This is a genomic window from Sutterella massiliensis (assembly GCF_016899755.1).
Taxonomy (GTDB): Bacteria; Pseudomonadota; Gammaproteobacteria; order Burkholderiales; family Burkholderiaceae_F; genus Sutterella; species Sutterella massiliensis.
In genome coordinates this window covers 62,928-88,571 of sequence record NZ_JACJJC010000006.1, presented here as the reverse complement: position 1 = coordinate 88,571, position 25,644 = coordinate 62,928, and the positions used below count along the sequence as shown (strand labels likewise).

At 62.4% G+C, this 25,644-nt stretch carries 15 protein-coding genes; 10 read left to right on the top strand and 5 right to left on the bottom strand.

Going from position 1 to position 25,644, the window contains the following annotated elements:
* Positions 1-20 precede the first annotated feature (20 nt).
* Positions 21-1,922, bottom strand: a complete 1,902-nt coding sequence (locus tag H6A60_RS05235; RefSeq protein WP_205102355.1) for a sensor histidine kinase — start codon at positions 1,920-1,922, stop codon at positions 21-23.
* Positions 1,923-2,396: 474 nt separating this feature from the next.
* On the opposite strand from H6A60_RS05235, the gene H6A60_RS05230 reads away from it, so the two are divergent.
* From H6A60_RS05230 to H6A60_RS05215, 4 genes are all read left to right on the top strand, one after another.
* The gene (locus H6A60_RS05230; RefSeq protein WP_205102354.1) at positions 2,397-3,620 is read left to right on the top strand and encodes a hypothetical protein; all 1,224 of its coding nucleotides are present in this window, start codon (positions 2,397-2,399) and stop codon (positions 3,618-3,620) included.
* A gap of 344 nt (positions 3,621-3,964) precedes the next feature.
* Positions 3,965-6,124 (top strand): NAD-dependent DNA ligase LigA, encoded by a 2,160-nt coding sequence (ligA, locus tag H6A60_RS05225; RefSeq protein WP_205102405.1) that lies wholly within the window; start codon positions 3,965-3,967, stop codon positions 6,122-6,124.
* A gap of 32 nt (positions 6,125-6,156) precedes the next feature.
* Complete coding sequence (locus H6A60_RS05220; RefSeq protein WP_205102353.1) at positions 6,157-6,891, top strand: S-methyl-5'-thioinosine phosphorylase; 735 nt, start codon at positions 6,157-6,159, stop codon at positions 6,889-6,891.
* Positions 6,892-6,984: 93 nt separating this feature from the next.
* On the top strand, positions 6,985-7,506 hold the full coding sequence (locus H6A60_RS05215) for a peptide deformylase (RefSeq protein ID WP_205102352.1): 522 nt from the start codon (positions 6,985-6,987) through the stop codon (positions 7,504-7,506).
* A 426-nt stretch (positions 7,507-7,932) separates the two neighbouring features.
* Here the strand turns inward: H6A60_RS05215 and H6A60_RS05210 are convergent, their stop codons facing one another.
* From H6A60_RS05210 to H6A60_RS05200, 3 genes are all read right to left on the bottom strand, one after another.
* A complete protein-coding gene (locus H6A60_RS05210) occupies positions 7,933-8,625 on the bottom strand; it encodes an FCD domain-containing protein (RefSeq protein WP_205102351.1) in 693 nt (230 codons plus the stop codon).
* A gap of 377 nt (positions 8,626-9,002) precedes the next feature.
* Complete coding sequence (gene mutS, locus H6A60_RS05205) at positions 9,003-11,762, bottom strand: DNA mismatch repair protein MutS (RefSeq protein ID WP_205102350.1); 2,760 nt, start codon at positions 11,760-11,762, stop codon at positions 9,003-9,005.
* Between the two features lie 125 nt (positions 11,763-11,887).
* Positions 11,888-12,937 carry an inositol monophosphatase family protein gene (locus H6A60_RS05200; RefSeq protein WP_205102349.1) on the bottom strand — a complete coding sequence of 350 codons (1,050 nt, stop codon included), beginning with the start codon at positions 12,935-12,937 and terminating at the stop codon, positions 11,888-11,890.
* A gap of 414 nt (positions 12,938-13,351) precedes the next feature.
* Here H6A60_RS05200 and H6A60_RS05195 point away from each other — a divergent pair, with 414 nt between their 5' ends.
* The 3 genes from H6A60_RS05195 (at position 13,352) to H6A60_RS05185 (ending at position 16,000) form a co-directional block, all read left to right on the top strand.
* Positions 13,352-14,152, top strand: a complete 801-nt coding sequence (locus H6A60_RS05195; RefSeq protein ID WP_205102348.1) for an RNA methyltransferase — start codon at positions 13,352-13,354, stop codon at positions 14,150-14,152.
* Positions 14,153-14,291: 139 nt separating this feature from the next.
* Entirely contained in the window at positions 14,292-14,831 is a 540-nt protein-coding gene (locus tag H6A60_RS05190) for a flavodoxin family protein (RefSeq protein WP_205102347.1), read from the top strand.
* A 143-nt stretch (positions 14,832-14,974) separates the two neighbouring features.
* Complete coding sequence (locus H6A60_RS05185) at positions 14,975-16,000, top strand: DUF362 domain-containing protein (protein WP_239477603.1); 1,026 nt, start codon at positions 14,975-14,977, stop codon at positions 15,998-16,000.
* Positions 16,001-16,348: 348 nt separating this feature from the next.
* On the opposite strand, the gene H6A60_RS05180 is transcribed toward H6A60_RS05185, so the two are convergent.
* Entirely contained in the window at positions 16,349-18,316 is a 1,968-nt protein-coding gene (locus tag H6A60_RS05180) for a multiheme c-type cytochrome (protein ID WP_205102346.1), read from the bottom strand.
* Positions 18,317-18,900: 584 nt separating this feature from the next.
* On the opposite strand from H6A60_RS05180, the gene H6A60_RS05175 reads away from it, so the two are divergent.
* The 3 genes from H6A60_RS05175 to H6A60_RS05165 all read left to right on the top strand — a co-directional run bounded on the left by H6A60_RS05175 (position 18,901) and on the right by H6A60_RS05165 (position 25,618).
* Positions 18,901-20,235: an MFS transporter gene (locus H6A60_RS05175; protein WP_205102345.1), complete on the top strand. Its 1,335-nt coding sequence runs from the start codon at positions 18,901-18,903 to the stop codon at positions 20,233-20,235.
* Positions 20,236-20,708: 473 nt separating this feature from the next.
* Positions 20,709-23,327 (top strand): UDP-forming cellulose synthase catalytic subunit, encoded by a 2,619-nt coding sequence (gene bcsA, locus H6A60_RS05170; RefSeq protein WP_205102344.1) that lies wholly within the window; start codon positions 20,709-20,711, stop codon positions 23,325-23,327.
* On the top strand, positions 23,324-25,618 hold the full coding sequence (locus H6A60_RS05165; protein WP_205102343.1) for a cellulose biosynthesis cyclic di-GMP-binding regulatory protein BcsB: 2,295 nt from the start codon (positions 23,324-23,326) through the stop codon (positions 25,616-25,618). Before bcsA ends, H6A60_RS05165 begins: the two co-directional genes overlap by 4 nt.
* Positions 25,619-25,644 lie beyond the last annotated feature (26 nt).

Below are 25,644 nucleotides of genomic sequence, written 5' to 3'. Positions count from 1 at the left end.
GTCTGCGTGAGGGTCTTTTGCTAATGGTCTTTTGCGCCGGCTTTCGGCGCCGCTTCGACTGGCTCGTCGCCTTCAAGGGCGTCGAAGACCACGCGCACGGCGAGTCCGTGGGGCGAGCGCCGTTCGATTTCGAGCTTTGCGCCGTGCTCGTCGACGATGTGCCGCACGATGGCGAGCCCGAGTCCGAGGCCGTCCTCCTTGACGCTTTCGCTCACGTGCTTCATGCGCTCGAACGCTTTTTCGTCGATCGCCGGGCCGTTGTCGAGCACTTCGAAAACGATTGTCGCGTTATTGTCGTTCGCAGCCGTTGGCTGCAGTCGAACGGCAACGTGCGGCGTTTCCTCGGGGGCGATCTCGGCGGCCGCAGCCGCGGCGTTCTTGAGAATGTTGAGCATCAGCAGCTCAATTTCAAGCGGGTCGCCTTCGATCACGAGCGGCACTTCAGCGGTCGTCTGCACGAATTCGACGCGGGCTCGGTACTTTTCGGCCGATCGCTTCGCGTTTTCAAGTGCCGTCGCGAGCGACCGCCGCAAATCGAGCCGAACCGCTTCACGGCGCTTTTTCTTCGCGTAGCCGCGTACGCGGTCGATGATCTGCGCAATGCGCAGCGACTCCTTTTCCGCGCCCGCGAGCGCCTGCGCGAGGACGGGATCCTGCTCGAGGTCCGAGTCGCCCGAGGCGGCAAGCCGCAGGCGGATGATCGTCATGTAGTTGCGCACCGATCCGATCGGCTGCTTCAATTCGTGCGCGATCATGGCGCAAAGCTGACTCACGGCGCCCATGCGCTCGAGTTCGGCGACGCGCTCGCGCATGCCGGCAGCGCGCGCTTCGAGTTCGCTTTGCGTTTTCATCGCTTGGCGCAGCTCGGCCGTGCGTCGGTCAACGAGACGCGAGAGGCGGATTTCGGAGAGAAGCAAGAGAAGGAGAGCGCCCAAGCCTGCGAGGATCTCCCACTGAAAGCGCCGCCAGATGTCGGCGGGCCGCCAGCTCGCGAGGTATGCCCAGGGGCCGAGCCGCAGCTCCCGGAAAAGCGTCTGGATGCCGCGCAGGTCGCTCGTGCCCATCCAGGCGTGACGTCCGGGTTCGGCCGCGCGTGAGAGGAGCGCGAGCGTGAGGCGTCTCGAGATCTCGGGCGGCGTCCAGGGGAGAACGCCCGCAATCAAATCGGGGTAAAGGGGCGTCGAATAGCGGCAGGCAATCTCGCCCTCCGTGCGCTCGGCGACGACTTTGAGGCGTCCCGGGGCGAGGAGGCCGATCGATTCGGCTTGTTCGAGCGCGCACGCGGGCACGATGCCGACGTCTGCTGCCCCCGTGAGAACGGTCTCGAAGACGTCCGGCATGCCAAAAGAAAGGAAGTCGACGCGGCTGAAAAATTGGAGGCTTTCGAACCCGGCTTCGCGCAAAGCCATCCGTGCGGCAAGCCACCCGTCGATCGCTCTCGGCGTCGTCGCGGCGGCGCGCAGTCCCTGGAGGCTTTCAATGGTCGAAAGCTCGGCGCGGTCTGCGCGCACGACAAACGCTGCACCGACCGAGGCTGCGGACGAACGAGCCCAGACGGTTTTGCGCGTGGCGATCGGGTGCGCGCCGATCTCTTCGAAAATTTGGCCGAAGTCGCCCGCCGGCATGATCACGAGATCGGGGCGCAGCCGGCCGATATCGCTCGTGAGCGTAAGCGAGGACATGCGCTTGAGCTGCGGATCAGCCTCGGGAAACTCTCGGCGAATCGCCTCGAGCGCAGGTTCGATCGTACTCGCGTAGAAGTCGGACTCGAGCGCATCGACGACGCCGATCACGAGCGACTGCATGACGGGCTCGGGCGCTGCGGCGGGCGTTTGTACGGCCTCTGCAGCGGTCGGCGCCGAGAGAAGCGTGACGAGCGCACAGCCGGCAGCACAGAAGAAACGGCGGTGAAAGTACGCCAAGGGCCGACGGAGTCGAGCGTGCGAACAAGGACTCGCGGCACGATCGGCATTCGATCGTGCCGAGCGCATATGGGCGAAAGACTTTTTTCGTCCTGTCATGGTCGACGTACTTGGCGCGGGCTCGTTGTCGCCGCTTGCGTTTGCGGGTTGTGTTTTTAGGGATACGCGCTGCCGGCGGGCGGCCGATCCCTCGTCCGAAAACATAATTCTGCATGAAAACAGCATGCACGGCCTCCGCATGCTCAAGAGAGGCTTTCCGACTACCCGCCGGCGGGGGTATTTCTTGACGGTAGAAAGCGGCAGGGTGCGCCGCCAAGGGACGGTTTCTCAAGAAGCGCCTTGCACGCGCGTCTTCCGCACGGCGACAGCGCAAGCGCCCGTTTGTCCGCGGAGGGCGCGAGAGCAAACGAACTCGGCGCATCGCGCGTAGAATTCCTTGATTCGGAGTATCTCTTTTTCGGGCTTCATTAACCCATGCAGTACGAGACCATCATCATTTCTGTTTTGGCCGCCCTGGTTATCATCGGCCTTCTTTATTGGCGCTCCAAGCGCGAAGAGCGCGCGGCGAGCAGCTCGAACCGACTGCGCCGCGTCGAGCCCGCCAAGGACGTGCTTGCGTCGAACGAGCGCGAAGAAAATGCGCACGTCGAGCCGGAGTTCCAGCCTTCCGCTCAGATAGCCGCGTCGGTGGACGAGACGCTGCAGGCCAAAGTCGCGCAGGCCGAGGCGGTGCCCGAGCCCGAAACGATCGTCCCGACCGAGGATCCGCCCATCTACAAGGCGCTCGAAGCCGAAAAGAAGCAGAAGGCCGAAGAGGCCGCCCGCGTCAAGGAAAAGCTCGAAGCGGCCGACGACGAGCCGCCGACCGATGCCTACACCTATCCGCCCGTGGATCCGGGCATCGAATGGGTGCTCGAAATCTCGCCCAAGGAAGGCCAGCAGTTCGTTCTCGGCGGCGTCGAGAGCCTCGCGCGCGAAATCAATCGCTTGGGACTGCCGCTTCTCGTTCGCTGCTGGGCGCAGAGCGTGCGCGACGGGCTTTATTACGAAGCCGACGCGCTGACGTCGCCCGCGAAGCACGTCGTCGCTTCGCTCGTTCTGGCCAACCGTACCGCGAAGCTCGATGACATCAAGGCGTCGGCTTTCTATCAGGTGCTCGAGCAGTCGGCCGCGCAGAGCGAAGACGTGGTGGTTCGCCGTCAGCTCGAACCCGCGCAGGCCGTGCAGCGCTCCGAAAAGCTCAAGCAGTTTGTCGAATACTTCGACACGACCGTCGAGGTGCTGATCGAGCCGATCGATCCGGAAGCGCCGCTCACGGTCGAAGGCGTTGACCGCGTCGCAACGAGCGCGGGCTTCAAGGCCGCCACGGGGTGCTGGGAATACCGCGTGAGCGCTTCGGACCACGATCCGATTCTGCGCCTCGCTTTCGGCGACGAAGGCACGAAGTGCCTTGTTCTTGCCTACGACGTTCCCGTCTCGAGTATCGAGCGCGGCGACTTGCGGCTCTTCTTTGCGATGGCCAACCACATCGCCAACGCGCTCCACTGCGCCTGGGTCGATCAGTCGCACAACGCGATCGATGCGGGCGGCGCGCTTCTCATTGAAGAAGCGATCCAGCACCGCACGGCGCTCATGGCCGAAAACGGTGCCGAAGCCGGTTCCGAGCGCGCGAAGCTCCTCTTTGCGCGCGGCGCCTGACCGGTCGGCAAACAGGTGACTCGACGGCTCCGCTTTGATCGGACTGTTCGGGGAAAAGCGGCTCACGCCGGTCGTCTGCAGCAAATGCGGCGACAAGCGCGCGAGCCGCTTTTCATTGGTTGGCAAAACGTGTTTGCGTGGGTTTCCTATGCTTTTTTTTCTTTGCGCAATTGTCGTTTTTGGGCGTGAGACGCATAAATTGGGCGGGATCGCTGCGCACCGCCTCCGACCGATGAGGTTCCTCTACAATCCTTGCACCTAAACCGTTTTCCACAAGCCGCGGCCGAGACCGCGGCTTTCGATGTATGAGCAAGAAGAAACCGATCGAACAGGAGACCGCCGCCATGCCCGGTCTTTTTGACGACGACGATTTTTTCGGCCGAGAGGCCGCCGAAGCCCTTGCGCGCGATCGCGCGCCCGCGCGCATGCGCGAATTGGAGGCACTCCTTGAGCGCTACGGCTACGAGTACTACGTGCTCGATGCGCCGAGCGTGCCCGACAGCGAGTACGACCGGCTCTTCAACGAACTCGTCGAGCTCGAGCGTCGGTACCCGGCTTTGAAGTCGCCCGCTTCGCCGACGCTTCGCGTGGGCGGGGCCGTCAAGGCGGGTTTTCGCAAGGTCACGCATGCGCTGCCGATGCTCTCGATTCACACGGAAACGGACTTCAGCGCTGCCGGGGCCGCCGCATTCGACGAACGCGTTCGCCGCGACCTCGGTCTCGAGGAAACGGACGAGCCGATCGTGTACGACTGCGAACTCAAGTTTGACGGGCTTGCGACGAATTTGCGCTATGAAAAGGGCGTGCTCGTTGCGGCCGCGACCCGCGGCGACGGCACCGTCGGCGAAGACGTGACGGCCAATGTCCGCACGATTCGCACGATTCCGCTGCGCCTCGATCCGGAAAGCGTCCCCGAGGTGCTTGAAGTGCGCGGCGAAGTCATCATGCACCGCGACGACTTCGAAGCACTCAACCGCCGTCAGCTCGAAGCGGGCGAAAAGACCTTTGCAAATCCCCGAAATGCGGCAGCCGGTTCTCTGCGCCAGCTCGATCCGAAGGTGACGGCCGAGCGCCGTCTGCACTTTTATGCCTACGCGCTCGGCGAAACGTCCGAGCCTTTGGCCGAGACGCAGAGCGGCGTGCTCGAGCGGCTGGCCGCGCTGGGCTTCCCCGTTGCGGCTATGCGCCGCGTGGTGCGCGGCCCCGAAGCGCTCGCCGAATTCCATGCCGAAGTGCTCGAGAAGCGCCGGACGCTCCCCTTTGATATCGACGGCGTCGTCTACAAGGTCGACAGTCTCGCGCTGCAGCAGCAGCTCGGCTTTGTCGCGCGCGAGCCGCGCTGGGCGTGCGCGCACAAATACCCGCCCGAAGAGGCGTTGACAACCGTTGAAGCAATCGACATTCAGGTCGGCCGCACCGGGAAGTTGACGCCCGTCGCGAAACTGAAGCCCGTCTATGTCGGCGGCGTCACCGTTTCGAATGCGACGCTTCATAACGAAGATCACGTGGCCGAGCTCGACGTGCGCGTGGGCGACACGGTGGTCGTGCGCCGTGCGGGCGACGTGATCCCCGAGGTGCTGCGCGTCGTTGCCGAGCGCCGCCCCGAAGGGACGTCGCCCTTCCGCATGCCCGAGGTTTGCCCGGTGTGCGGCAGCGCCGTCATTCGAGACGAAGAAGAAAAGGACACGCGCTGCACGGGCGGTCTTTATTGCCCGGCGCAGATGAAGCTCTCGATCGTGCACTTTGCCGCGCGCCGCGCCATGGGGATCGACGGACTCGGCGAAAAGATCGTCGAGATGCTCGTTGACGAAGGACTTGTGAAGACGCCTGCGGACCTCTTCTCCCTTACGCACGAAGCGCTCACGGCGCCTACGAACGCAACGAAGGACGAGAAAAAGCCCCAAAAACGCATGGGGCCCAAGGCCGCGCAAAACCTGCTCGAAAGCCTCGAAAAGGCCAAGCACACGACTTTCGCGCGCTTTATCTTCGCGCTCGGCTGCCGTCACGTCGGTGAAGCGACGGCGCTCAACCTCGCGATGCATTTCGGCACGCTCGCCGCGCTCGAAGCGGCCGACGCCGAAGCGCTTGTGCGCGTCGAAGACGTGGGCGAAGTGATCGCGCAGAGCGTTGAAGCGTTCTTCCGCGAGCCGCACAACCGCGACGTCATCGCTTCGCTCGTTGCCGCCGGCGTCAACTGGCCCGCCGTCGAAGTGCGTGCGCAGGCAGATTTGAACGAAGCCGTTGCCGGGAAGACCTTTGTCCTTACGGGGACGCTGCCGAACCTTACGCGCGACGAAGCCAAGGACCGCATTCTCGCTGCGGGCGGACGCGTTTCCGGATCGGTGAGCAAAAAGACCGACTACGTCGTGGCGGGCTCGGAAGCGGGCTCCAAACTCGCCAAGGCCGAAAGCCTCGGCGTCAAGGTGATCGACGAAGCCGCACTCCTACTCATGCTCGGCGACGACCCGAACGCCGTGCCGCAGCCTTCGCTCGGTCTCGAATAACACGCGCTTTATCAAACCATTTCGGACGCACTATGTACGCACTCATCGGCGGCTCGGGCTTCACGAGCGACGACGTTATTACGGACCGCGAAGAGGTGGTGGTCACAACGCCTTACGGCGACACATCGGCCCCCATCGTTTTCGGACTTTTGGGCGGCAAGCGGGTTGCCTTTCTGCGCCGGCACGGCAGAAAGCACGAATATGCGCCGCACCGCGTGCCTTCGCGCGCCAACCTCTGGGCACTTAAAAAGTGCGGCGTCGAAGGCGTCATCGCCGTCGGCACCGTGGGCGGGATCGCGCCCGAGCTCGGTCCGGGCGGCATTGCCGTGCCCGATCAGCTGATCGACTACACCTGGGGGCGCGAGGTAACCTACTACGATTCGCCCGAAGCGGGCGTGAAGCATGTCGACTTCACGCACCCCTTTGACCGTGCGCTTTCGGCGCGCCTCATTGCGGCGGCCGATCGCATCGGCGTACCCGTTTTTAAGCGCGGCGTCTACGCGTGCACGCAGGGGCCGCGCCTCGAGACGGCCGCTGAAGTCGAGCGCATGCGCCGCGACGGCGCCGACATGATCGGCATGACGCTCTACCCGGAAGCCGCGCTTGCGCGCGAACTCGCACTCCCTTACGCGGGGATCTGCGTGAGCGTCAATCATGCGGCCGGCATCGGCGACTCGGCCGAAAAAATCGACTTCGAGTCGCTTGCGGACGTCGTTGAAAAGGCCGTTCTCGGCGTCGTTGAAGTCGTGAAGGCTTCGCTCGACTAAAGCGCGCCGCGACTTTGTCTGCCGGAGACCCCGAGCGGCGGATGGCGCTCGCGCGACGGCGGACTCTTTCGTTGTTCGAGAGGAAAGAAAAAAATGGTTCGCGAAGTGCTTCGCATGGGTGCTCCCGTTTTGGCGCAGGCTGCGCTGCCGCTGCCCGAACACCTCTTCGGCACGGAAAAGCTCCGAGCGCTTGCGGCCGACCTCTGGGATACGCTCGCCGAGCGCGGCGGCATCGGCCTCGCGGCGCCGCAGATCGGCGTCTCGCTTCGCGTCATCGCTTTCGGTCTGCCGCACAAGCTCACCGAACCCGACTCCTTTCTCGTGCCGCAGACTGTGCTTGTCAATCCGGGGATTGAAGTCCTCGGCGAAACCGTGGAAGACGATTGGGAAGGCTGCCTGTCGCTGCCGGGACTGCGCGGCGTCGTGCCGCGCCCGACCAAGATTCGCTATTGGGGACGAACCATCGAGGGCGAGCCCCTCGAGCGCACGGCCGAGGGCTATCACGCGCGCGTCGTCGCGCACGAGTACGACCACCTCGACGGAATCCTCTATCCGGCACGCATTCGAGACTGGCACCGCTTCGGCTTTGTCGAAGCGCTCTTCCCGAAAGGTTGAGAAGTTGCGATTGGTGCTGGCAGGGCGAAAACCGCAAAGAAAGCGGGCGGCGAAGTGAAAAACATCGCCGCCCGAAAGCTTAGAGACCCCGAAACTTCAAGCGGTTAGGAGAGACCGCGGGATGCCGGCGCGGCGTTGCAAATGTTCATTCGTGCCGCCCGCTTCCCCTCGAGCCCGGTAGAAGCGACCCCTGCTTCTTTTGTGTGTCGGGCTCGGTGAAGTTCCATGCGATGCATAGTACACGAATTGAGAATGATTCGCAATAGCAAAATGAAAGAAAATGCATCCGCTCGTTCTCTCGGTGCACACCTCAAGCGGCCTGCACGCTGCAGTGAGTTCGCATTCGCACGGTCAAAAGAAAAGGCACCGCGCCAGCTGGCAGGTGCCCATCGAAAATCTAGCGTGCCGTGAAGGCAGCGCACGCCGTTAGGTCGGCAGCAGATCGACCTGTTCGCGCAGCTGCATCGAAAGGAGCGACTTCGCGCGTTCGGCTTCGCCGCGCTTGATTGCGCCGAGGAGTTCGCGCTCCTTGCGCGCCATGTCGAGAACGAAGTCCGGGTCGTTCTGCGGCAGATGCGCCGTGGTCTTTTCGAAGTACGTCACAAGTGCGGCGGAGAAGACCTGCAGCACGCGGTTGCCGCAGGCTTCAAGAAGCAGCAGATGGAATTCGCGGTCCCAGCGGTCGGCTTCCTCCGTGTTCGAGGCACTCATTTCGATGCGGTTGATCGCGTCCTCGAGGCGCCCCAAGAGCGCCGGGGTCATGCGGCGGATGGCGAGCGGAATGATTTCGACTTCGATCAAAAGACGCGCTTCGATGAATTCGCGGATGTCGAAGTTCGCGATGTCCATCTGCACCTGAATCTGCGAGGAGAGGTTCTTCGGACCCAGGGAGTTTACCGTCATGCCGCGTTTCGGCGCTCGGTCGACAATGCCCATCTGAGAGAGGATGGAGAGGGCCTTGCGAACCTTGTAGCGCGTCACGTGAAAGCGCTCGGCAAGTTCCGTTTCCGTGTCGATGCGACCGCCCGATTTGGCCTGGTGAAGAATGTGCTTGTGAATGTCGCGAAAGAGGGTGTCTTCGTCGGCTGCGGCATCGCCGAAATAATCGTTCTTATTCACGGAATGGGCTCCTTCTGTCGGGAGATTTCGGGGATTCCGGGCGGAGCGTTCTTCTTTTTTTCTGCTCGCGCGCCCAAAAAAAGGCAATGCCGGCGCAGCGTGTGCGAGTACAGGCCTTTTGGCGACAATTGTCGGCAAAATGGTCGCCGCTTTCAAGCGCAGGCGGCGCATTTTACGGCAGATTTTCCCAGTCGGTTAATTTTTCGCAAGGTTGCCGCTGTGCCGGAGGTTATTCGCGGCTCCTAGGGTGCGTTGCGGTCGGGCAATAAAAAGAAGCGGCGAGGCATCTCTTGACGCCGCGCCGCGTGCTCAATGAAGCGTGAATAGGTTCGTTCTGTACCGAAAAATTTACTCGAAATCACTCGAAGTCTTGCGGCTTATTCGTCGCTCTCGAGTGCTTTGCGCCGCTCGAGCTCCGCTGCGTCGTGCAGCTCGTAAAGGAGCATCATCGCGTCGCGCGCGCTCAAAAGCGTCGGATCGAGGTCGGCCAAGCGATCCTGGAGCGCAATGGCGCTTTCGGCGCGCGGCGAGAGCGTCTCAACCTGTTCTTCAGGCGGTTGCGGTTCTTCGAGCGCGAGCTGCGAAGACGCTTCCGTCAGGAACGAGCCCTCTTCAAAGAGATCGGGCTGAATGGCGCTTCGCGCCGCATCGCGCTTCTCGAGCGATGTCATGAAGGCCTTGGCGCGTCGGATCACCGTGCTCGGGATGCCCGCAAGCTTGGCGACATCAATGCCGTAGCTGCGGCTCGCGGGCCCCTCGGTGATTTCGTGCTGGAAGACGACGCCGCGCTTAGACTGCGCGGCCGAGACGTGGACGTTGGCGACTTCGCGCACGTTCGCGGCAAGCGTCGTGAGCTCGAAGTAGTGCGTCGCAAAAAGGGTGAAGGAGCGCGTCGTCTGCACGAGCTCCTGCGCGATCGCCGCAGCAAGCGAGAGCCCGTCGTAGGTCGAGGTGCCGCGGCCGATTTCGTCCATGAGAACGAGACTGCGGTCGGTCGCCTGATTGAGAATGGCGGCCGCTTCGGTCATTTCTACCATGAAGGTCGAGCGGCCGTGCGCGAGGTCGTCGGACGCCCCGATACGTGTGTGAATGCGATCGATCGGGCCGATCTGCACGGCTTCTGCCGGCACGAAGCTCCCCGCCCATGCGAGGAGTACGATGAGCGCGACGCTTCGCATGTAGGTTGACTTGCCGCCCATATTGGGGCCCGTGATGACGAGCATGCGGCGGCCGTCTTCGAGCCGGCAGCTGTTCGGGACATACACCTCGATCGCCGTTTCGACGACGGGGTGGCGGCCCGCGCGGATGTTGATTCCCGGGCGCGCCGTGAGCTGCGGGCGCACCCAGCCGCGCTTCTTGGCGTGACCGGCAAGTGCCGCGAGGACGTCGAGCGAAGCGAGCGCGTGCGCGGCGCGCATGAGTGCGGCGACGTGCGGCTTGAGCGTATTGATGAGCGCCTCGTAGAGCGTCTTTTCGAGCTGCGCGGTGCGCTCCTTCGCCGAGAGCGCCTTGTCTTCAAAGGCCTTCAATTCGGGCGTGATGAAGCGCTCGACGTTCTTCAAGGTCTGCCGGCGGTGATAGTGCATCGGCACCTGATCGGCATAAGACTTGGAGACTTCGATATAAAAGCCCTGGACCTTGTTGTACTGCACGCGAAGGGTCGGAATGCCGGTCGCGTCGCGCTCGCGGACTTCCATCTGCATGAGAAAGCCCCCCGTTTCGTCGCGCAGCGCGCGCAGCTCCGCGAGTTCGCTGTTGTAGCTCGAGGCGATCACGTCGCCGTCGCGAAGCAGCACGGCCGGTTCCTCGAGCAGCGCGGCGCGGAGTTGCGCATGGATTTCTTCGGGCAGCGCGAGCGAGCGGGCCAGTTCGGTAAAGAGTGTCTCGGGGCGGTTCGCGAGGTGTGCGGCAAGGGCAGCGGCAGCCGGGAGCGCGTCTCGAAGCGAAGCGAGTTCGCGCGGGCGTACGGTCCCGAGTGCAATGCGGCTCGAGAAGCGCTCGATGTCGGGCATGGCGGCGAGCTTCTCGACAAACGCATCCAGAAGATCCGGGCTGGCGATAAGCGTTTCGATCGCTTCATGACGGGCTTCGGCCGCGGCGCGGTCTCGCAGCGGCTGATTGAGCCAGCGGCAGAGTTCGCGGCTGCCCATCGTGCTTTCGCAGCCGTCGAGCACCGAAAAGAGCGTGAGGCCGTCCCTGTCGCCGCGGATCGTGCTCGAGATTTCGAGGTTGCGGCGGCTCGCCGGGTCGATCACGATGAATTCGCTCTCGTCGACGAGCTTTAGCGGCAGGATGAAGGGCATCATGTCGACCTGCGTCTCGGCCGTGTAGTCGAGAAGCGCATTGGCGGCGGCGAGCACTTCGTTCTTGCCCGTGACGCCCCAGGCGTCGAGGTTGTCGAGGTCGAACTGCTCTTTGAGGAGCTTCTCGCCGTGCTCGGCGTCAAAGTGCCAGTCGGGCATTGAAGTGACGACGAGGTCCGGGTGCGATTCGCGCAATTCGTCCTTCAAGGCGTCGGAGACGAGAATTTCCGAGGGCGAGAGACGTGCGAGTTCGCTCTCGAACTGCTCGGCGCTCACCTCTTCGGCTCGAAAGTCACCGTTCGAGAGCGTGAGCCACACGAACCCGTAGCGCGCGTCGGCCGCCTTGCCCGTGCGGCTGCGCTTGCGTTTGGCCGCGCAAATGGAAAGCAGAATGGCATCGGCCTTCTCGGGCAGCAGCGACGTTTCCGTGAGCGTGCCCGGCGTAATGATGCGCGAGACCTTGCGCTCCATCGAGCCGTTTTTCTGCGGTTGCCCGACCTGCTCGGCAATCACGACGCTCTCGCCCATGCGCACGAGGCGCGCGATGTACTGGTCGAGCGAGACCATCGGAATGCCCGCCATCGGAATGGGCTTCTCGTCGAGGGTCTTGCCGCGCTTGGTGAGCGTGATCCCGATCAGTCGATTGGCCTTCACGGCGTCGTCGAAGAACGTTTCGTAGAAGTCGCCCATTCGGTAGAGAACGAGCGTATCGGGATACTGGCGCTTGATTTCGACAAACTGACGCAGCGACGGCGTCACGAGGCTTTCGTCTGGGAAGCCCGCGGGGAGTTCGCGGACGGCGTCTTTGCCTTCGGATTCTCTCGGTTCTTGCATCTTCTTCGCTTCTTGGCGCGTTTGGTGCAGCTTCGGGGTATTCGTGCAAAAAAGAGACCGTCCGGAGGCCGGACGGTCTGCGGGGGCGACAAAGCGCCGCTGCGAGGGGGCGCTTCGCTGTCGCCTTATTCGGCGTCGGCCTTGCGCTTCGTGGACTTCTTGATGTCCTTCTTGCCGGGCTTCTGAGCCTTTTCGGCCTTTTCAGCCTTCACGGGCTTGCGGGCTTTGCGGGGCGTTTCCGCGCTTTCGGCCGCTTCGTAGTCGGTCGCTTCGACCTTCTTGGCCGTGAGCGTGCGGCGCTTGGCGGCGGGCTTCTCGTCGGCGACGGCCGCGTCGGCGCCTTCGGCCGCTTCAGCCGTTTCGTCCGCATCGGCCTTCTTTTCGAAGTCGCCCACGAGCGGCAGGAGCTGACCGAAGATCTTCGGGTTGCCGCAGCAGATCGAGCCCGAGAACCAGTCTTCGCCGCCCTTGAGGTCGGTGATGAGGCCGCCCGCTTCGAGCACGAGGAGCACGCCCGCACAGATGTCCCAGGGCTTGAGGTTCTGTTCCCAGAAGCCGTCGTAGCGGCCGCAGGCGACCCAGGCGAGGTCGAGCGCGGCCGAGCCCGGGCGGCGCAGACCCGCGGCGCGTTCGGCGACGCGGCGGAAGCGCTCGAGATAGCCGTTGAAGTCGTCGCCGCGGCGGAAGGGGAAGCCCGTACCGATCAGCGCACGGCGCATTTCGTTCGTTTCCGAGACGCGGATGCGGCGGTTGTCGAGGTACGCACCCTGGCCCTTGGCGGCGGTGAAGAGTTCGTTCTTCGCGACGTCGTAGACGACGGCGGCGATAATTTCACCGCGATAGGTAAGGCCGATCGACACGGCGTACTGCGGCAGGCCGTGGATGAAATTGGTCGTCCCGTCGATCGGATCGACGATCCAGAGGTAGTCGCTCTTGGGGTTGCCGATGCGGCCCGCTTCTTCGGTCAGAATGGCGTGGTGCGGATAGGCGTAGCGAAGCTCGTTGACGATGGCTTCTTCGGCCGCGCGGTCGGCGGAGGTGACGAAATCGTTGGCGGCTTTGTCTTCAATGCAAAGAAGATCCCGATCGTTGGCGGCGCGGGTAATTTCTCGCGCAGCGCGGCGGGCGGCCTTGACGGCGGTGGCAACGAAAGCTTTGAGTAACGACGTGGACATGTACTTGGAGCCTGACAGAGTGAAGTTGTAGCCGTAATGGGGCGTCGGTCGCGGCAGCGAAGGCCTTCGGGGTGCAACGGGCGTCAAGCCCGAAGCGCGGGGCGTTCGGAGAAAAAGAACGATACTTTGTCGAAAGAGCGCGAAGGACGACCCTTCGATCGGCGCGGCTGTTTTCAAAGGTGCGCGCCGCGGGCCTTGGAAAATGGCGCAGATTCTAGCAAAAACAACTTGTGCCGCGCTTTCTCCAAAGCGGGAATTTTTGCGTGCGGCAGCGTCCGTCACTTCAGCGCGAGCGCATCTTCTACAATGTGCGGCGCGCGGGTGAGGCCGTTTTCGGCGCCTCCGGCCGCGCGACTTCGCCTGCCGAAATTTTGTCCAAAAGTCGCCCGCTGCGGGCCAAAAAAGAACTACAGCATGCTTCCTTCTCAACTCGGCGCCCGCGTGCGCTTCGTGCTCTGCGAACCGGCGCACCCGGGCAATATCGGCTCGGCCGCACGTGCCATCAAAACCATGGGCTTTCGCGATCTGCGCGTCGTGGCGCCGCGTGAAAAAGACTTTCGCACGCATCCCGAGGCGATCGCCTATGCGACGAGCTCGGCCGACGTGCTCGAGGCGGCTCGGTCGCACGAGACGCTCGCCGAAGCGCTCGAGGGCGTGACGTTTGCCTGGGCGCTCACCGGCTACGAGCGCGAATTCGGGCCGCCGATGTCGCCGCTGCGCGAAGCGGCGGGCAAAACCGATGCGTGGCTGCGGCAGATGACGGGCGACGTGGCTTTTGTCTTCGGCACCGAGCGCAGCGGCCTCACGAACGAAGAGGTGCTGCAGTGTCAGGGCTGTGCGGCAATTCCGGCTGATCCGGCGAGTCCGAGCCTCAACCTCTCGCAGGCCGTGCAGCTCACGGCGTACGAGATGCAGATGGCGCTCCTAGACGCCGAAGGGCACAAGGGCGAACTCTACGACTGGCAGGGGCGCTTCGCGCACGAGCCGCCCGCGAGCGCCGAGGCGATCGAGGGCTTTTTCAAGCACTGGGAGCAGGCCATGATCGCCTGCGGCGTGCATGATCCGGCGCGCCCGAAGTTTCTGATGCCGATGTCGCGCCGTCTCTTCGGCCGCGCGGGGCTCACCGCCACCGAAATTGATCTTTTGCGAGGGATTTGCGCGGCGATCATTCGCCCCAAGCGCGAGCGAGCAGGTTCGAAGGTGTCAAAGTCCTGAGAAGAATGGAAAACACTGCAAGCGCCGCAGCCGCCGATTTTCTACACTTGGAGAATCACGCGGCGGTCGCGCCGCTGCCGGTCTTCTTTCACCGGCCTTTTTGCCGCCCGCCAACTTTACTCCAACCGTTTTACGCACCATGACCGAAGCTGAAGTCCGTCCGAATGCCGCCCGTCCGCTCATTGTTGTGAGCTCGCGCACCGGCAACACGATGATCCTCGCGCACGCCATCTGCGATGCGCTCCCCGGCGCCGAACTCGTGCGCGCGACGGCACTTCCCGAAGACCTCTCGACCTTCAACCCGGTGCTTTTGGGTTTTTGGTGCGATCGCGGACACGCGCCCGAAGACATGATGGCTGCGGCCCGCCGGCTTTCCGGGAAGCGCATCGGGTGCTTCGCGACGATGGGCGGCAACCCCGAGGACGAATCGGCGAAGCGCTGGATGAAGACGACGGCAGAAGAACTCGTGGGCTTGGGCGACAACAACGAACTCGCCGAAACGTTCCTCTGCCGCGGGCGAATCGACCCCGAGGTGTTCGAGCGCATGACGGCCATGTTGGGCGGCAGTGTTTCCGCCGAGCGCGAAGCGCGCCGTCAGGCAAGCGAAACGCACCCGGACCGCATCGACCTTGCGCGCGGCGCAGAGATCTTCCGCGGTGTTTTCGGTGCGAACTGGTAAGCGTTTACTCACAAAGCGAAACACGGCAAAAACAGGCAAGGATCGGGGAAGAATCGACCTGTTTTCTGTTCCTCAAGAGCGGCAAAATGACAACCGTGGCGGTGCGGCCCGAGCCGCGCCGCTGACGCACCAAGGAGATGATCATGCCGCGCATGTACACGCGTAAGGAATTTCTGCAGACCGCCGCGTCGCTTGCCGTCGCGATGGCGGCGGGCGGTTTTGCCGCCGACCGCGCCGCCGCGCAGGCGCCCGTTGTGGGCTCGCGCAAGGTGGGCGCTGGCTTCACGGGCGAGCGCGCGAAGGTCTATTTCACGAAGCATATCGATGCCGAGCACCTGCTGAAGCTCTATAGGCTCGTCAATCAGAACATCACGGGCAAGGTCGCGATCAAGCTCCATACGGGCGAGCGAAACGGCCCGAACATCCTGCCGCGCGACATGGTGAAGGCGCTGCAGTCGACGATTCCGTCGAGCACGATCGTCGAAACGAACACGCTCTATCCGGGCGACCGCGACACGACGGAAAAGCACCTTGAGACCTTGAAGGTGAACGGCTGGACCTTCTGCCCGGTCGACATCATGGATGCCGAGGGCACCGTGGATCTGCCCGTAAAGGGCGGCAAGCACTTCAAGGCCGTCTCGATGGGAAAGAACATCGTCAACTACGACTCGATGCTCGTTCTCACGCACTTCAAGGGCCACGCCATGGGCGGCTACGGCGGGTCGATGAAGAATATCGCGATCGGCTGCGCCGACGGCAAGATCGGCAAGCAGCAGGTGCACGGCGTGAGCGACGTGAATCTGCCTTGGGACAAGTGGCCTTCGAAAGAGCGCCTCATGGAAAACATGGCCGAATCCGCCAAGGCCGTGATCGACCATTTCGGCAAGCACATCACCTTCATCAACGTCATGCGCCGCATGTCGGTCGACTGCGACTGCGCGGGCCGCTCGGCTGCCGAGCCGACGATTCCGGACGTCGGGATGCTCGCTTCGACCGATCTGCTCGCCATCGATCAGGCTTCGGTCGACTTGGTTTATGCAATGGCGCCCGAAAAGAATCGCGATTTGGTCGAGCGCATCGAGTCGCGCCACGGGCTGCGTCAGCTCTCCTACATGCATGAGCTCGGCATGGGGAGCGCGAACTACGAACTGATCGACATCGACGCCTGACGCGCGTCCGATGCATTCAAGGGCTCCGGCACGCGCAGCGTTAGACGCGCGGGCTCGGAGCGGCCCCCAACCTCCTTTGCACCGCAGCCGCTCCAAATTTCTCCTCCGATGGCGGCTGCGGTCTTTTTGTTTCTGTTTTTATAAGAAAGCCCGCACGCGACGCGAAGTGTCGTGTGCGGGCATTGTTGCTGCAAGCCGTTTGAACGGGCGCTTTCCGTTCGTCAATGCGAAGCGGCGAAACGCAAAGCGAGCGACCAAGCAGGCTGGACATGCGTTCCGACGGTTTCGGCACGACGCACCCGCTCGAGGTTAGGTAGCGGGCGCGCGTCCGTTCAATCGGTCAACCGATTACTTCTTGGCGGTCTTTTCGGCAGCGTTGATGATCGCGAGGGCCTGTTCGCAATAGGTCTTCGCTTCGTTGATCAACTGCTTCGAGAACTGCGGCGCATGGACGCCCCAGGAGCCGTCGTCCTTGATCTTGGCGGCGTTGATGCGGGCTTCTTCAGCATAGAGCTGCGCCTGCGCACGGTCGGCCGTCGAAAGCTTCGCAACCTTGAGCATGTCGTTGATGTTCGAGAGGTCGGCGATCACCTTCGCGTAGCCTTCCTTCACCGGGGTCTGCCAGGCCATGACCTTGTTGTAGATGGTCTTCTGGTCCTTGAAGCGCATGCTTTCCGGGAACTTCGACTGGATCGGGCTGTGGCAGCCCATCGCGTCGACAACGTGCTTGTCGGCGAAGGCCGTGCGGCCGCAGGTCCACATCAGGTCGAGGTAGGGACGACCGTCGTCCTTCGTGAGGTGCCAGCCCTTCGGGTTCGTGAGCTTGCGGTCCTTGGCGCCGTCGGGCGGGTTGATCGACTTCTTTTCCGGGTCAACCAGGATGCGCCAGATGTGCGAAGCGCGAACGTTGTCAAAGCCCGCCATGTCAGGACGCTGGATCGAGGCGAAGTTTTCGCACGACCCCATCTTCGGCATGTGGCAGGAAGCGCAGCTGTTGCGGCTGTGCGTGCCGCCCTGCGAGAAGAAGTAGGCGGCCGTCGTATGGCAGTCCTGGCATTCCTTCTTGAGGTTCGGAACGGTGTAGTGCGAAGCCCAGTCGTTCGAGGTCACTTCATGCGGGTCGTGGCAGGTCGTGCAGCGCATGCCCTTCTGATAGTGCTTCGTGTAGTGCGACTGCGAGCCTTCCGTACCGCAGGCCGGGCAGAAGCTCTTGAAGTAGGAGTTGAACGGGGTCTTGAAGTTCTTGGCGGCATCGTCGGCGTTGTAGACGAAGCGCTGGTGGCAGCGTTCGCAGTTCGACGGCATGCCGGCGCCGCGGGCGCCGTAAAGGTGAGCACCTGCGCCGTGGCATTCTTCGCAGGACACGCCCTTGGCGATCGTGTGAGCGCGCAGCTTCTTGGCGTCGCCGATCGCGGCATAGAGTTCGTCCTGGCTCTTAAAGTCGAACTTCCACGTGTGGCAGATTTCGCAGTAGGCTGAACCCGGCTGGAACATGGCCTGCGTGCGGTTCGAAGCGCCGTAGGAGTTGAAGCCCCAGACGTTCGAGGACTGTGCGCCGAAGTCTTCGAGCTTCGTCGGGAAGGTCGGATCCCATTCGTTGATCTTCTTGGCGACTTCAGGCGTGATGTGTTCGGCCCAGTTGCGCGAGAACTGGTTGCCGCCCGCGACGACCTTGCCGGTGCCGGCGGAGATGTTGCCGCCTTCGACGTGGTAGGTGCCGCGCACGAGCCACTTGTCGAGGAAGCCGTACTTCGTGCGCGGGGTGCCCATCACGAAGTAGACGTCGTCGGCTTCAATGCCTTCCGGCAGCACGGAGGCCTTCGAGTTGTAGAGGGGCTTCTTCATATCGCCGCCCACTTCCGTCAGTTCTTCCGGGAAGCGGACGATCTTGTTGTGGCGGGAACGTTCCCAGCGTTCGTACTGCGCCGGGTGGCATTCGCCGCACTTCTTGGGGCCAACGAACTTATTGGGCAGATCGAGAAACGAGTCGGCCGGGATGCGGTACGTCACCGAGGTGTGACGGCCCGTCTTTTCGGCGTACTTGTCGCCGCCGCCGAATTCAACCCACTCTTCCATACGGTCGGAGCGGGTGAACTTGCCGACCACGCGGCCTTCCTTCATGTAGGTCTTGAAGATCGGGTGATTCTCTTTGAGGTATTCCCAGAAATTCTTTTCCTGCTCGACATAGCCCATGAGGGTGCGCGGCAGATCGACCGAGGTTTCCGTCTTCGCGGCGGGCGCGTCGGCGGCCATGGCGGAAGCAGCAAAGAGTGCGCCGATCGAAGCGGCAAGCGCCATGTACTTGGTTTGTTTCATGTTTTTCTCCTGTTATCGGTCTCCGAAGCGTCTTTCGATCGGGGCGTTGGTCGCTAAAGCTCGTTTGCACCCGAAGGTCCGACCCATCAGACCGCCCGCAAGCTTTTGGGGAGCGGGCGGCAAAGAGCGGAGATCAAAGCTCTTTTAGGGGAAGCGGAGGTCAACGCTTCCTGCCGATCGAATTCGTCCCGAGTGGCCTAAGCCTTTCGGCGTATTCAACCTGAAGGAAAGCTTAAAAATCGTTCCACTCATCCGCCTCATGCCGAGAGAGGAGGCTCGGGGTCGACCTGTTTTGTAAGTGATTGATTTATAGAATGTTTGAACGACTATCACGGGGTGTTCGGTTTTCCCGTTTGGGCTTTTTGGGGGCACATGCGCTTTCAAGACTGGTTTCGCAGACGGAAAGGGGCATTTTTGGTGCTTCCGAAAACCGATGCCTTCGGTATGTAAAACAACGCAGGCCAAGGAGGTGGCAGAGGCGGCGCTCAAAGCGCTTTTGACGCTTCGGCGATACGCTAGCTCGTTGAGGCGGTTTTGAGAAACCGAGTTCGGGAGCACTCGATACACTTTGAGGCGGGACGGTCATGCGTAGAAACGGACGGGAAGCGGAGGCGGCGAGCGGCAGCAGCGCGGCGATGCCGCGCGTCGTTTGGGTGCTCGGTCTCGCAAGCCTTCTTATGGATATTTCCTCGGAGATGATCCACGCGGTGCTGCCGCTCTTTCTCGTACAGGTGCTCGCTGCGGACATGCTCACCGTCGGGTTTTTCGAAGGCATCGCGGAAAGCACGGCGCTCGCCGTGAAGCTCCTCTCGGGTGTCGCAGCCGACCGATTCGGGCACAAGAAGGCGTGGGTACTCTTGGGTTATGGGCTCGCCGCCGCCATGAAGCCCGTTTTCGCTGCGGCCGACGCACTCTGGCAGGTGTTTGTCGCGCGCTTTCTCGATCGTGTGGGCAAGGGCTTGCGCGGCGCGCCGCGCGACGCGATTTTGGCCGACGCGACGCCGCCCGAAATGCTATCGGCCGCTTTCGGTCTGCGGCATTCGCTCGACGCGGCGGGCGCCTTCATCGGGCCCACCATTGCGGCACTTCTACTCTGGCGGCTGGCGGGATCGAGCAGTGCTGCGGGCGCCGAAAACGCGGCCGTTTTTGAGACGATCTTCTCGATTTCTTTCATTCCGGGTGCGCTTTGCGTTGCGATTCTGTATTGGTGCATTCAAGAACCGGCGCCCGCAGGTGAGAACGAATGCAGCACAAAGGCGACTGCGAGTAACGAACGGCAAGCGGCGCCTCGCGCGCCGCTCGCGATCAAATCGCTTTTCGTCCGCGTGATTTTTTCGGCCGAGGAGAAAGCCTTTCGAGCGGTACTGCTTCTCGGATTTCTGGCCGCTTTCTCGCGCTTTGCGACCGCTTCTGTCGCGTTCGTTGCGCTGCGCGCGAGCGAAGCGGGTTTTGCGAATGCCTGGATACCGATCGCGCTCGCGGGCATGAACTTTGTCTTCAGCGTCTCGAGCTATCCGCTCTCGCGCCTCTCGGCGCGTCTTGATGACACGAAGCGTCTCGTTGTCGGCTTCCTGTTGCTCGGCGCGGCAGAAGCCGCATTTGCGGTACCCGATTCGAAAGCGTTCGTTATTGTCGGCATCGTGCTTTTAGGCCTGCACCTCGGTGCGGTTCAAGGCGCACTGTCTGCGCTTGTTGCTCGGACGAGCGCACAGGCTTGGCGCGCAAGCGCTTTTGGCGCATTTTCTGTGCTCTCGAGCGTAGGCACATTTGCGGCGGGACTGCTTGCCGGTGCGCTTTGGGACCGTGTGGGCGCAGAAATGTCGTTTGCTGCGGGGGCCGCGATGGCGATCGTGGCTGCTGTCGTTGCATTGGGTCTTGGGCCGAGTCTCTCGCGGGTGCAAGCCGAGCAAAAGGCGTGAGCGAGGCGAGCGCTTTGTCGAATCTTGTTGCATCTTTTCAACGCGCGGTTTTATCGTATGAAAATTGGGCTCTGCAGAGCGCTTAAATACTCTTTTATAGGTAGAGTCTTAGTCGATTTGTACGGAAAAATAAGCGATATTCGGATTCTTTTAATGCCGTGCTTTTCGTATGAATGAATTAAGAAAGACTCATAAAATGATCCTTTTTGGGATAGCTCGAAAGAGCGGGTTTTGCGCGAGTCGGTGAATCGGCCAATCCGAGGGGCGCATTTGATTACATCCAACCGAGCTCGGCTGGATAGGTTAGGATGCACGTTTATTTTGAAAAATTGAGTCGGCGAAAAGACGGCGTACGCAGACCGAATGCGTGCAAGGGGCTGATGCGCTCTCCCGATCGAGAGTCCGGGAGCCCTGCTTTTTTACCCCGTATTTAAGGTTCTTTTGCCTCCGACGACATTGGACACGGCCCCGACATGTTCTCATCCTCGATTTATTCGATTCGAAAACATTTCACGCGCAGTATCGCCAACTGGCTGGATGCGGGGACGGGGAAGACCGCGCTGATTCTCAACAGCATCGCGCTCCTGCTCTCATGGCTCTTCGTGCCGCTCGAGAGCCCTTATTGGCGAAATGTCCGCCAAAATCGCAAGCAGCTCTATCCGCACGTCAATTTCGATAGGCCGACCGTTGCCGACATCGTGCGCGTTTTTCTGCAGTCGATTCTGCTTTTTGTCTTTTATGCGTTCGACTGGCAGCGCTTCAAGGAAGGCAATCCGATCGCGCGCTTCATTCTCGGTTTTTCGCGCACGATGGGTGCGCTCGGCGAACGCATCGGTGCGCTCGGCACGCGCCTTTTGTCCGGGATCGGAACGCTCAATGAGGACGGTGAAGCGAAACCCAAGCCTCAGGGCCCCGAGCACATCGTCTACCGGCGCTTTCAGTCGATTCTGGTGGGGGTGGCAGCCGTACTCGCCATCGGCCTCGCGCTCCTATGCATCACCCAGCCCTTCGACTTCAGCGGCCAGGTGACGTTTCTCTCGATCATGCTCTTTTCGGCCTGGAGCTTCACGCACGTTCGCGCGCGCGTCACGCTCATGGTCCTCTTCGTGATTTCGGTGACGGTTTCGGCGCGCTACCTCTGGTGGCGCTGCACGTCGACGCTGCACCCGAGTTCGCCCGCGGAATTCTTTTTCTCGGCATTGCTTCTCGCCGCTGAAATCTACGCCTTCATTGTGACGGTGCTCGGGTACTTCCAGGTCTGCTGGGTACTGAACCGCAAACCCCATCCGCTTCCCGCGGACCGCAATACCTGGCCGACCGTCGACATCTTCATTCCGACCTACAACGAGTCGCTCGAAGTCATCAAGCCCACGGTTTTTGCCGCCTTGAACCTCGACTGGCCGGCCGAGAAGCTGCGCGTGCATCTCTTGGACGACGGCAGCCGCGACGCGTTTGCGGATTTTGCGGGATCGGTGGGCGTCAATTACATCAAGCGTGAAGAGCACAATCACGCCAAGGCGGGCAACATCAACCACGCGCTTGGAATCACGAACGGCGAATTCATTGTGATTTTCGACTGCGACCACGTGCCGTCTTGCGACTTCCTTACGTCGACCGTTGGCTGGCTCGTGAAAGACGAGAAGATTGCGCTCGTGCAGACGCCGCACCACTTCTATTCGCCCGACCCCTTTGAAAAGAACCTGCATCTCGACCGATGCCAGCCGATCGAGAATTCGCTCTTCCACGACTTCATTCAGAAGGGCAACGACACGTGGAATGCCGTCATGTTCTGCGGCTCGAGCGCCGTGATGCGCCGCGCCGCGCTCATGCAGATCGGCGGCATTGCCGTTGAAACCGTGACCGAAGACGCGCACACGTCTTTGAAGCTCAATCGTCTCGGCTGGAAGTCCGCCTTTATCTCGAAGCCCGTCGCATCGGGGCTCTCGACCGAGTCGCTCTCCGCGCACGTCGGGCAGCGCATCCGCTGGGCGCGCGGGATGATTCAGATTTTCCGCTTGGACAATCCCTTCCTCGGCAAGGGCTTGACGTTGCCGCAGCGCCTCTGCTTCTTCAACGCGATGTTCCACTTCCTGCACGGGCTGCCGCGCCTGGTGTTTCTCTCCGCGCCCTTGCCCTACATGTTTGCGGACATCTACGTGATTTATGCGTCGGCGGCGGCCATTTTTGCGTACGTCATTCCGCACATGGTGCACGCGGCGCTCACGAACCAGATTCTGCAGCGCGGCTACCGCTATCCGTTCCTCGGCGCCGTTTATGAAACGGTGCTCTCCTGGTACATCCTGCTGCCGACGACCGTCGCGCTCATCTTCCCGCACAAGGGCAAGTTCAACGTGACCGCCAAGGGCATGACGATCGACAAGAAGTATGTCGACTGGGGCATCGCCAAGCCCATCCTCGTCCTGATGGGGCTCAATTTCGCGGGGCTGCTCGTCGGTATCTATAAGACGATCGTTGCCGCCGACCCGCAGGTCTCGACGCTTCTCATCAACTTCGGCTGGATTCTTTACAACCTCACGGTTCTGGGGGCGTCGGCCGCCGTCGCCGTTGAAGAAGTGCAGAAGCACCGCCTGCCGCGCGTACCGCTTGCGCTCGACGTGCGGCTTTCTATCGACGAAGCTTTTGAAAAGGCTTTCGACGCGCGTCTCGTTGAGTTTTCGCAGGAGGACCTGCGCATGAAGGTTGCGCCCGAGGTGCTCAGGGGGCTCTCGCTCGGCGACAAGCTCTTTGTCGAAATGACCTCCCGCGGCGAAACGCACCGCTTCCGCACGCAGGTGATTCTCCTTGAAGACGCGGCCCTTGAAGTGCGCGTGCTTCTCGAGTCGCGCGCCGAAGAGATTGCGCTCAACCGCTGTACGTTTGCGCGCGAAGGCATCTGGGCGCAGCCGCCCGAAGGCAAGGTCGACGACCGCTTTGTCACGGGGTTCCTGCACCTCATCCGCATTGCGCTTTACGGCTACAAGTCGCTGCTCGAATTCCTCCCCGGCCGCGCCGGCCGTTCGATTCGTTTTCTCATTTCGCTGCTTCCCCGCATCCCGCGCGGAGCGGCCTCCAACACGATTTCAATCTCATGATGTCAAGCTTCAACCTGAGAACGCGTTCGTCCGATGCGTCCAGCCGCAGCTCTGCGGCGGGCGTCATCCGATCCCTTCATGCCGCGGCCGCAGCGATTGCGCTCGCCTTCGGCACGCTTTCGGCGAACGCCGCCGATGCGCCCGCGCCCGTCTGGCGCACCGACGCGACGGCGACGGTTTCGCAGTCCTTCGACCTGATTCGACTCGTGCCGGGCGGCTTGGCGACCGCGGTGAAGCTCACCGGGGCGAACCCCACGCAGTACTTCGACTTCGGCATTCGCGCCGACGAAGTGGTTTCGCAGGCGAAGCTCGAGCTCGCCTTTACGCCTTCGCCCTCGCTCATCCCGGGCACGTCGCAGCTTAACGTCTACCTGAACGGCGAACTGCAGGGCGTGCAGGCGATCACGAAGGAAATGCTCGGCAAGTCCGCGCAGATCTCCGTGCCGCTCAACGCCAAGTCGATGAAGACGCGCAATCAGTTGAGCCTCGAATTCGTCGGCCACTATCAGATCGTCTGCGAAAACGAAGGCAACAGTTCGCTCTGGCTCGACATTTCGCCTTCGAGCCGACTGACGCTCCAAAAGCAGAATCTGCGCCTGCCCAATGACCTCGCGCAGCTGCCGACGCCCTTTGCCGACGTCTCGTTCGACGGTCCGACGACGCTTCCCGTCGTCTTCGCGGGCAGCCCTTCGACCGACGCGCTGCGCGCGGCGGCGATCGTCACGGGGCGTGTGGCCGCCGTCTCCGCCTGGCGCGGCTCGAACTTCCCCGTCTATTTCTCCGAAGCGCCCGCCAAGGGCCACTTCGTCGTCTTTGCGACGAATGACAAGCGCCCGGCCTTCCTCGCGTCGCTGCCGGCCTTTGAGGGGCCCGAACTCACGATCGTCGATGCGCCGGGGAGCCTCTACGAAAAGATGCTCGTCGTGGGCGGCAAGACCGACGCCGATCTCGTCGTTGCCGCGCAGGCTTTTGCGACGCCCAACCGCGTTCTGATCGGCCCGCACGCGCTCATCAAGGACTTCAAGGTCGCCGAGCCGTTGCCTGCCTACGCTTCGCCCAACTGGGTCAATACCGACTTTGCGGTGCCGCTCTCGCAGCTGATCGAGTATCCCGAGCAGCTCACGGCGCGCGGCGAGTCGCTCCCGCCGCTGCACGTCAATTTCCGTCTCGCGCCCGACACGTACCTCACGAGCGCTTCGACGGCGACGCTGAGCCTGCTCTACCGTCACTCGAAGCCCGTTTCGGGTCAGGCCGCGCAGCTGCGCACGCTTGTGAACGGGGCGCTTGCCGACAGTCAGAACCTTTCCGTCGACGCGAGCCGCGGCTCTGCGATCGTTGAGCTCCCGATGACCGAGGGGCCTGCCGTTGCGCTCGGCGGCACGCGCGCGGGTCTCGCCGCTTTTAACGATTTGAGCTTCGAGGCTTCCTATCAGGCCGTCGCCAACGAGGGTTCCCCCGAGAACTGCCGCGCCGCGACGATGCCCTCGCATCAGATCCAGATCGAACCCTCGTCGATGATCGAGTTCGACGGGATGTTCCACTACGCGCAGCTTCCCGAGATCGGCCTCTTCACGCAGGGCGCCTTCCCGTTCTCGAAGTACGCCGACTTGAGTCAGACGGCTGCGGTCGTGCGCGACGGCGCCCGTCCGATCGAACTCACGACGATGTTGAATGCTGTCGGCCGTATTGCGGCGACGACCGGTGTTGCGCCTTACCACATCACGGTGGCGACGCAGGCCGAGAGCGCGAAGTTGAAGGATAAGGACCTTCTCATCGTCGGCCCGATGCCTAAGGGCATTCTCGACATCAGTCCCGAGTCGGCAGCGGCGCTCGCCGACGATGTCTCGAAGTGGTTTGCCGCCCCTGCTGCGGATGCCGGGAAGAAGCCCGCAGCCGACGCCGCGAGCGAGGAAGCGCTTCTCGATACGGGCTTTGCCGCAATCGTTTCGGTGCGTTCGCCCTTGGATGACGGCCGCACGGCCGTGGCGTTCTTTGCCGAGGACGGCGCGAGCGGTCATCTGCTCAACACGCGCCTCTCGAATCCGGGCGATCTCGCGACCGCCACGGGCGGCACGGTTTTCGTGGGTGAAGACAACATCCGCTCGTTTGCTCCGGGCTCGACCTACACCGTGGGCGACATGCCGTGGTTCCGCCGCGTGTGGCTCTCGCTCGCGGACCGTCCGTTCGTGCTCGTCTTCTGCGCGCTCCTTGCCGCGATCGTTGCCGGTGCCGGCATCTTCCTCTTCATGCGCCGCTGGATCCGCCGCCGTGGCATGCCGGGGACGAATTGATCGCCTGAGGCTCAGAGACACATCAA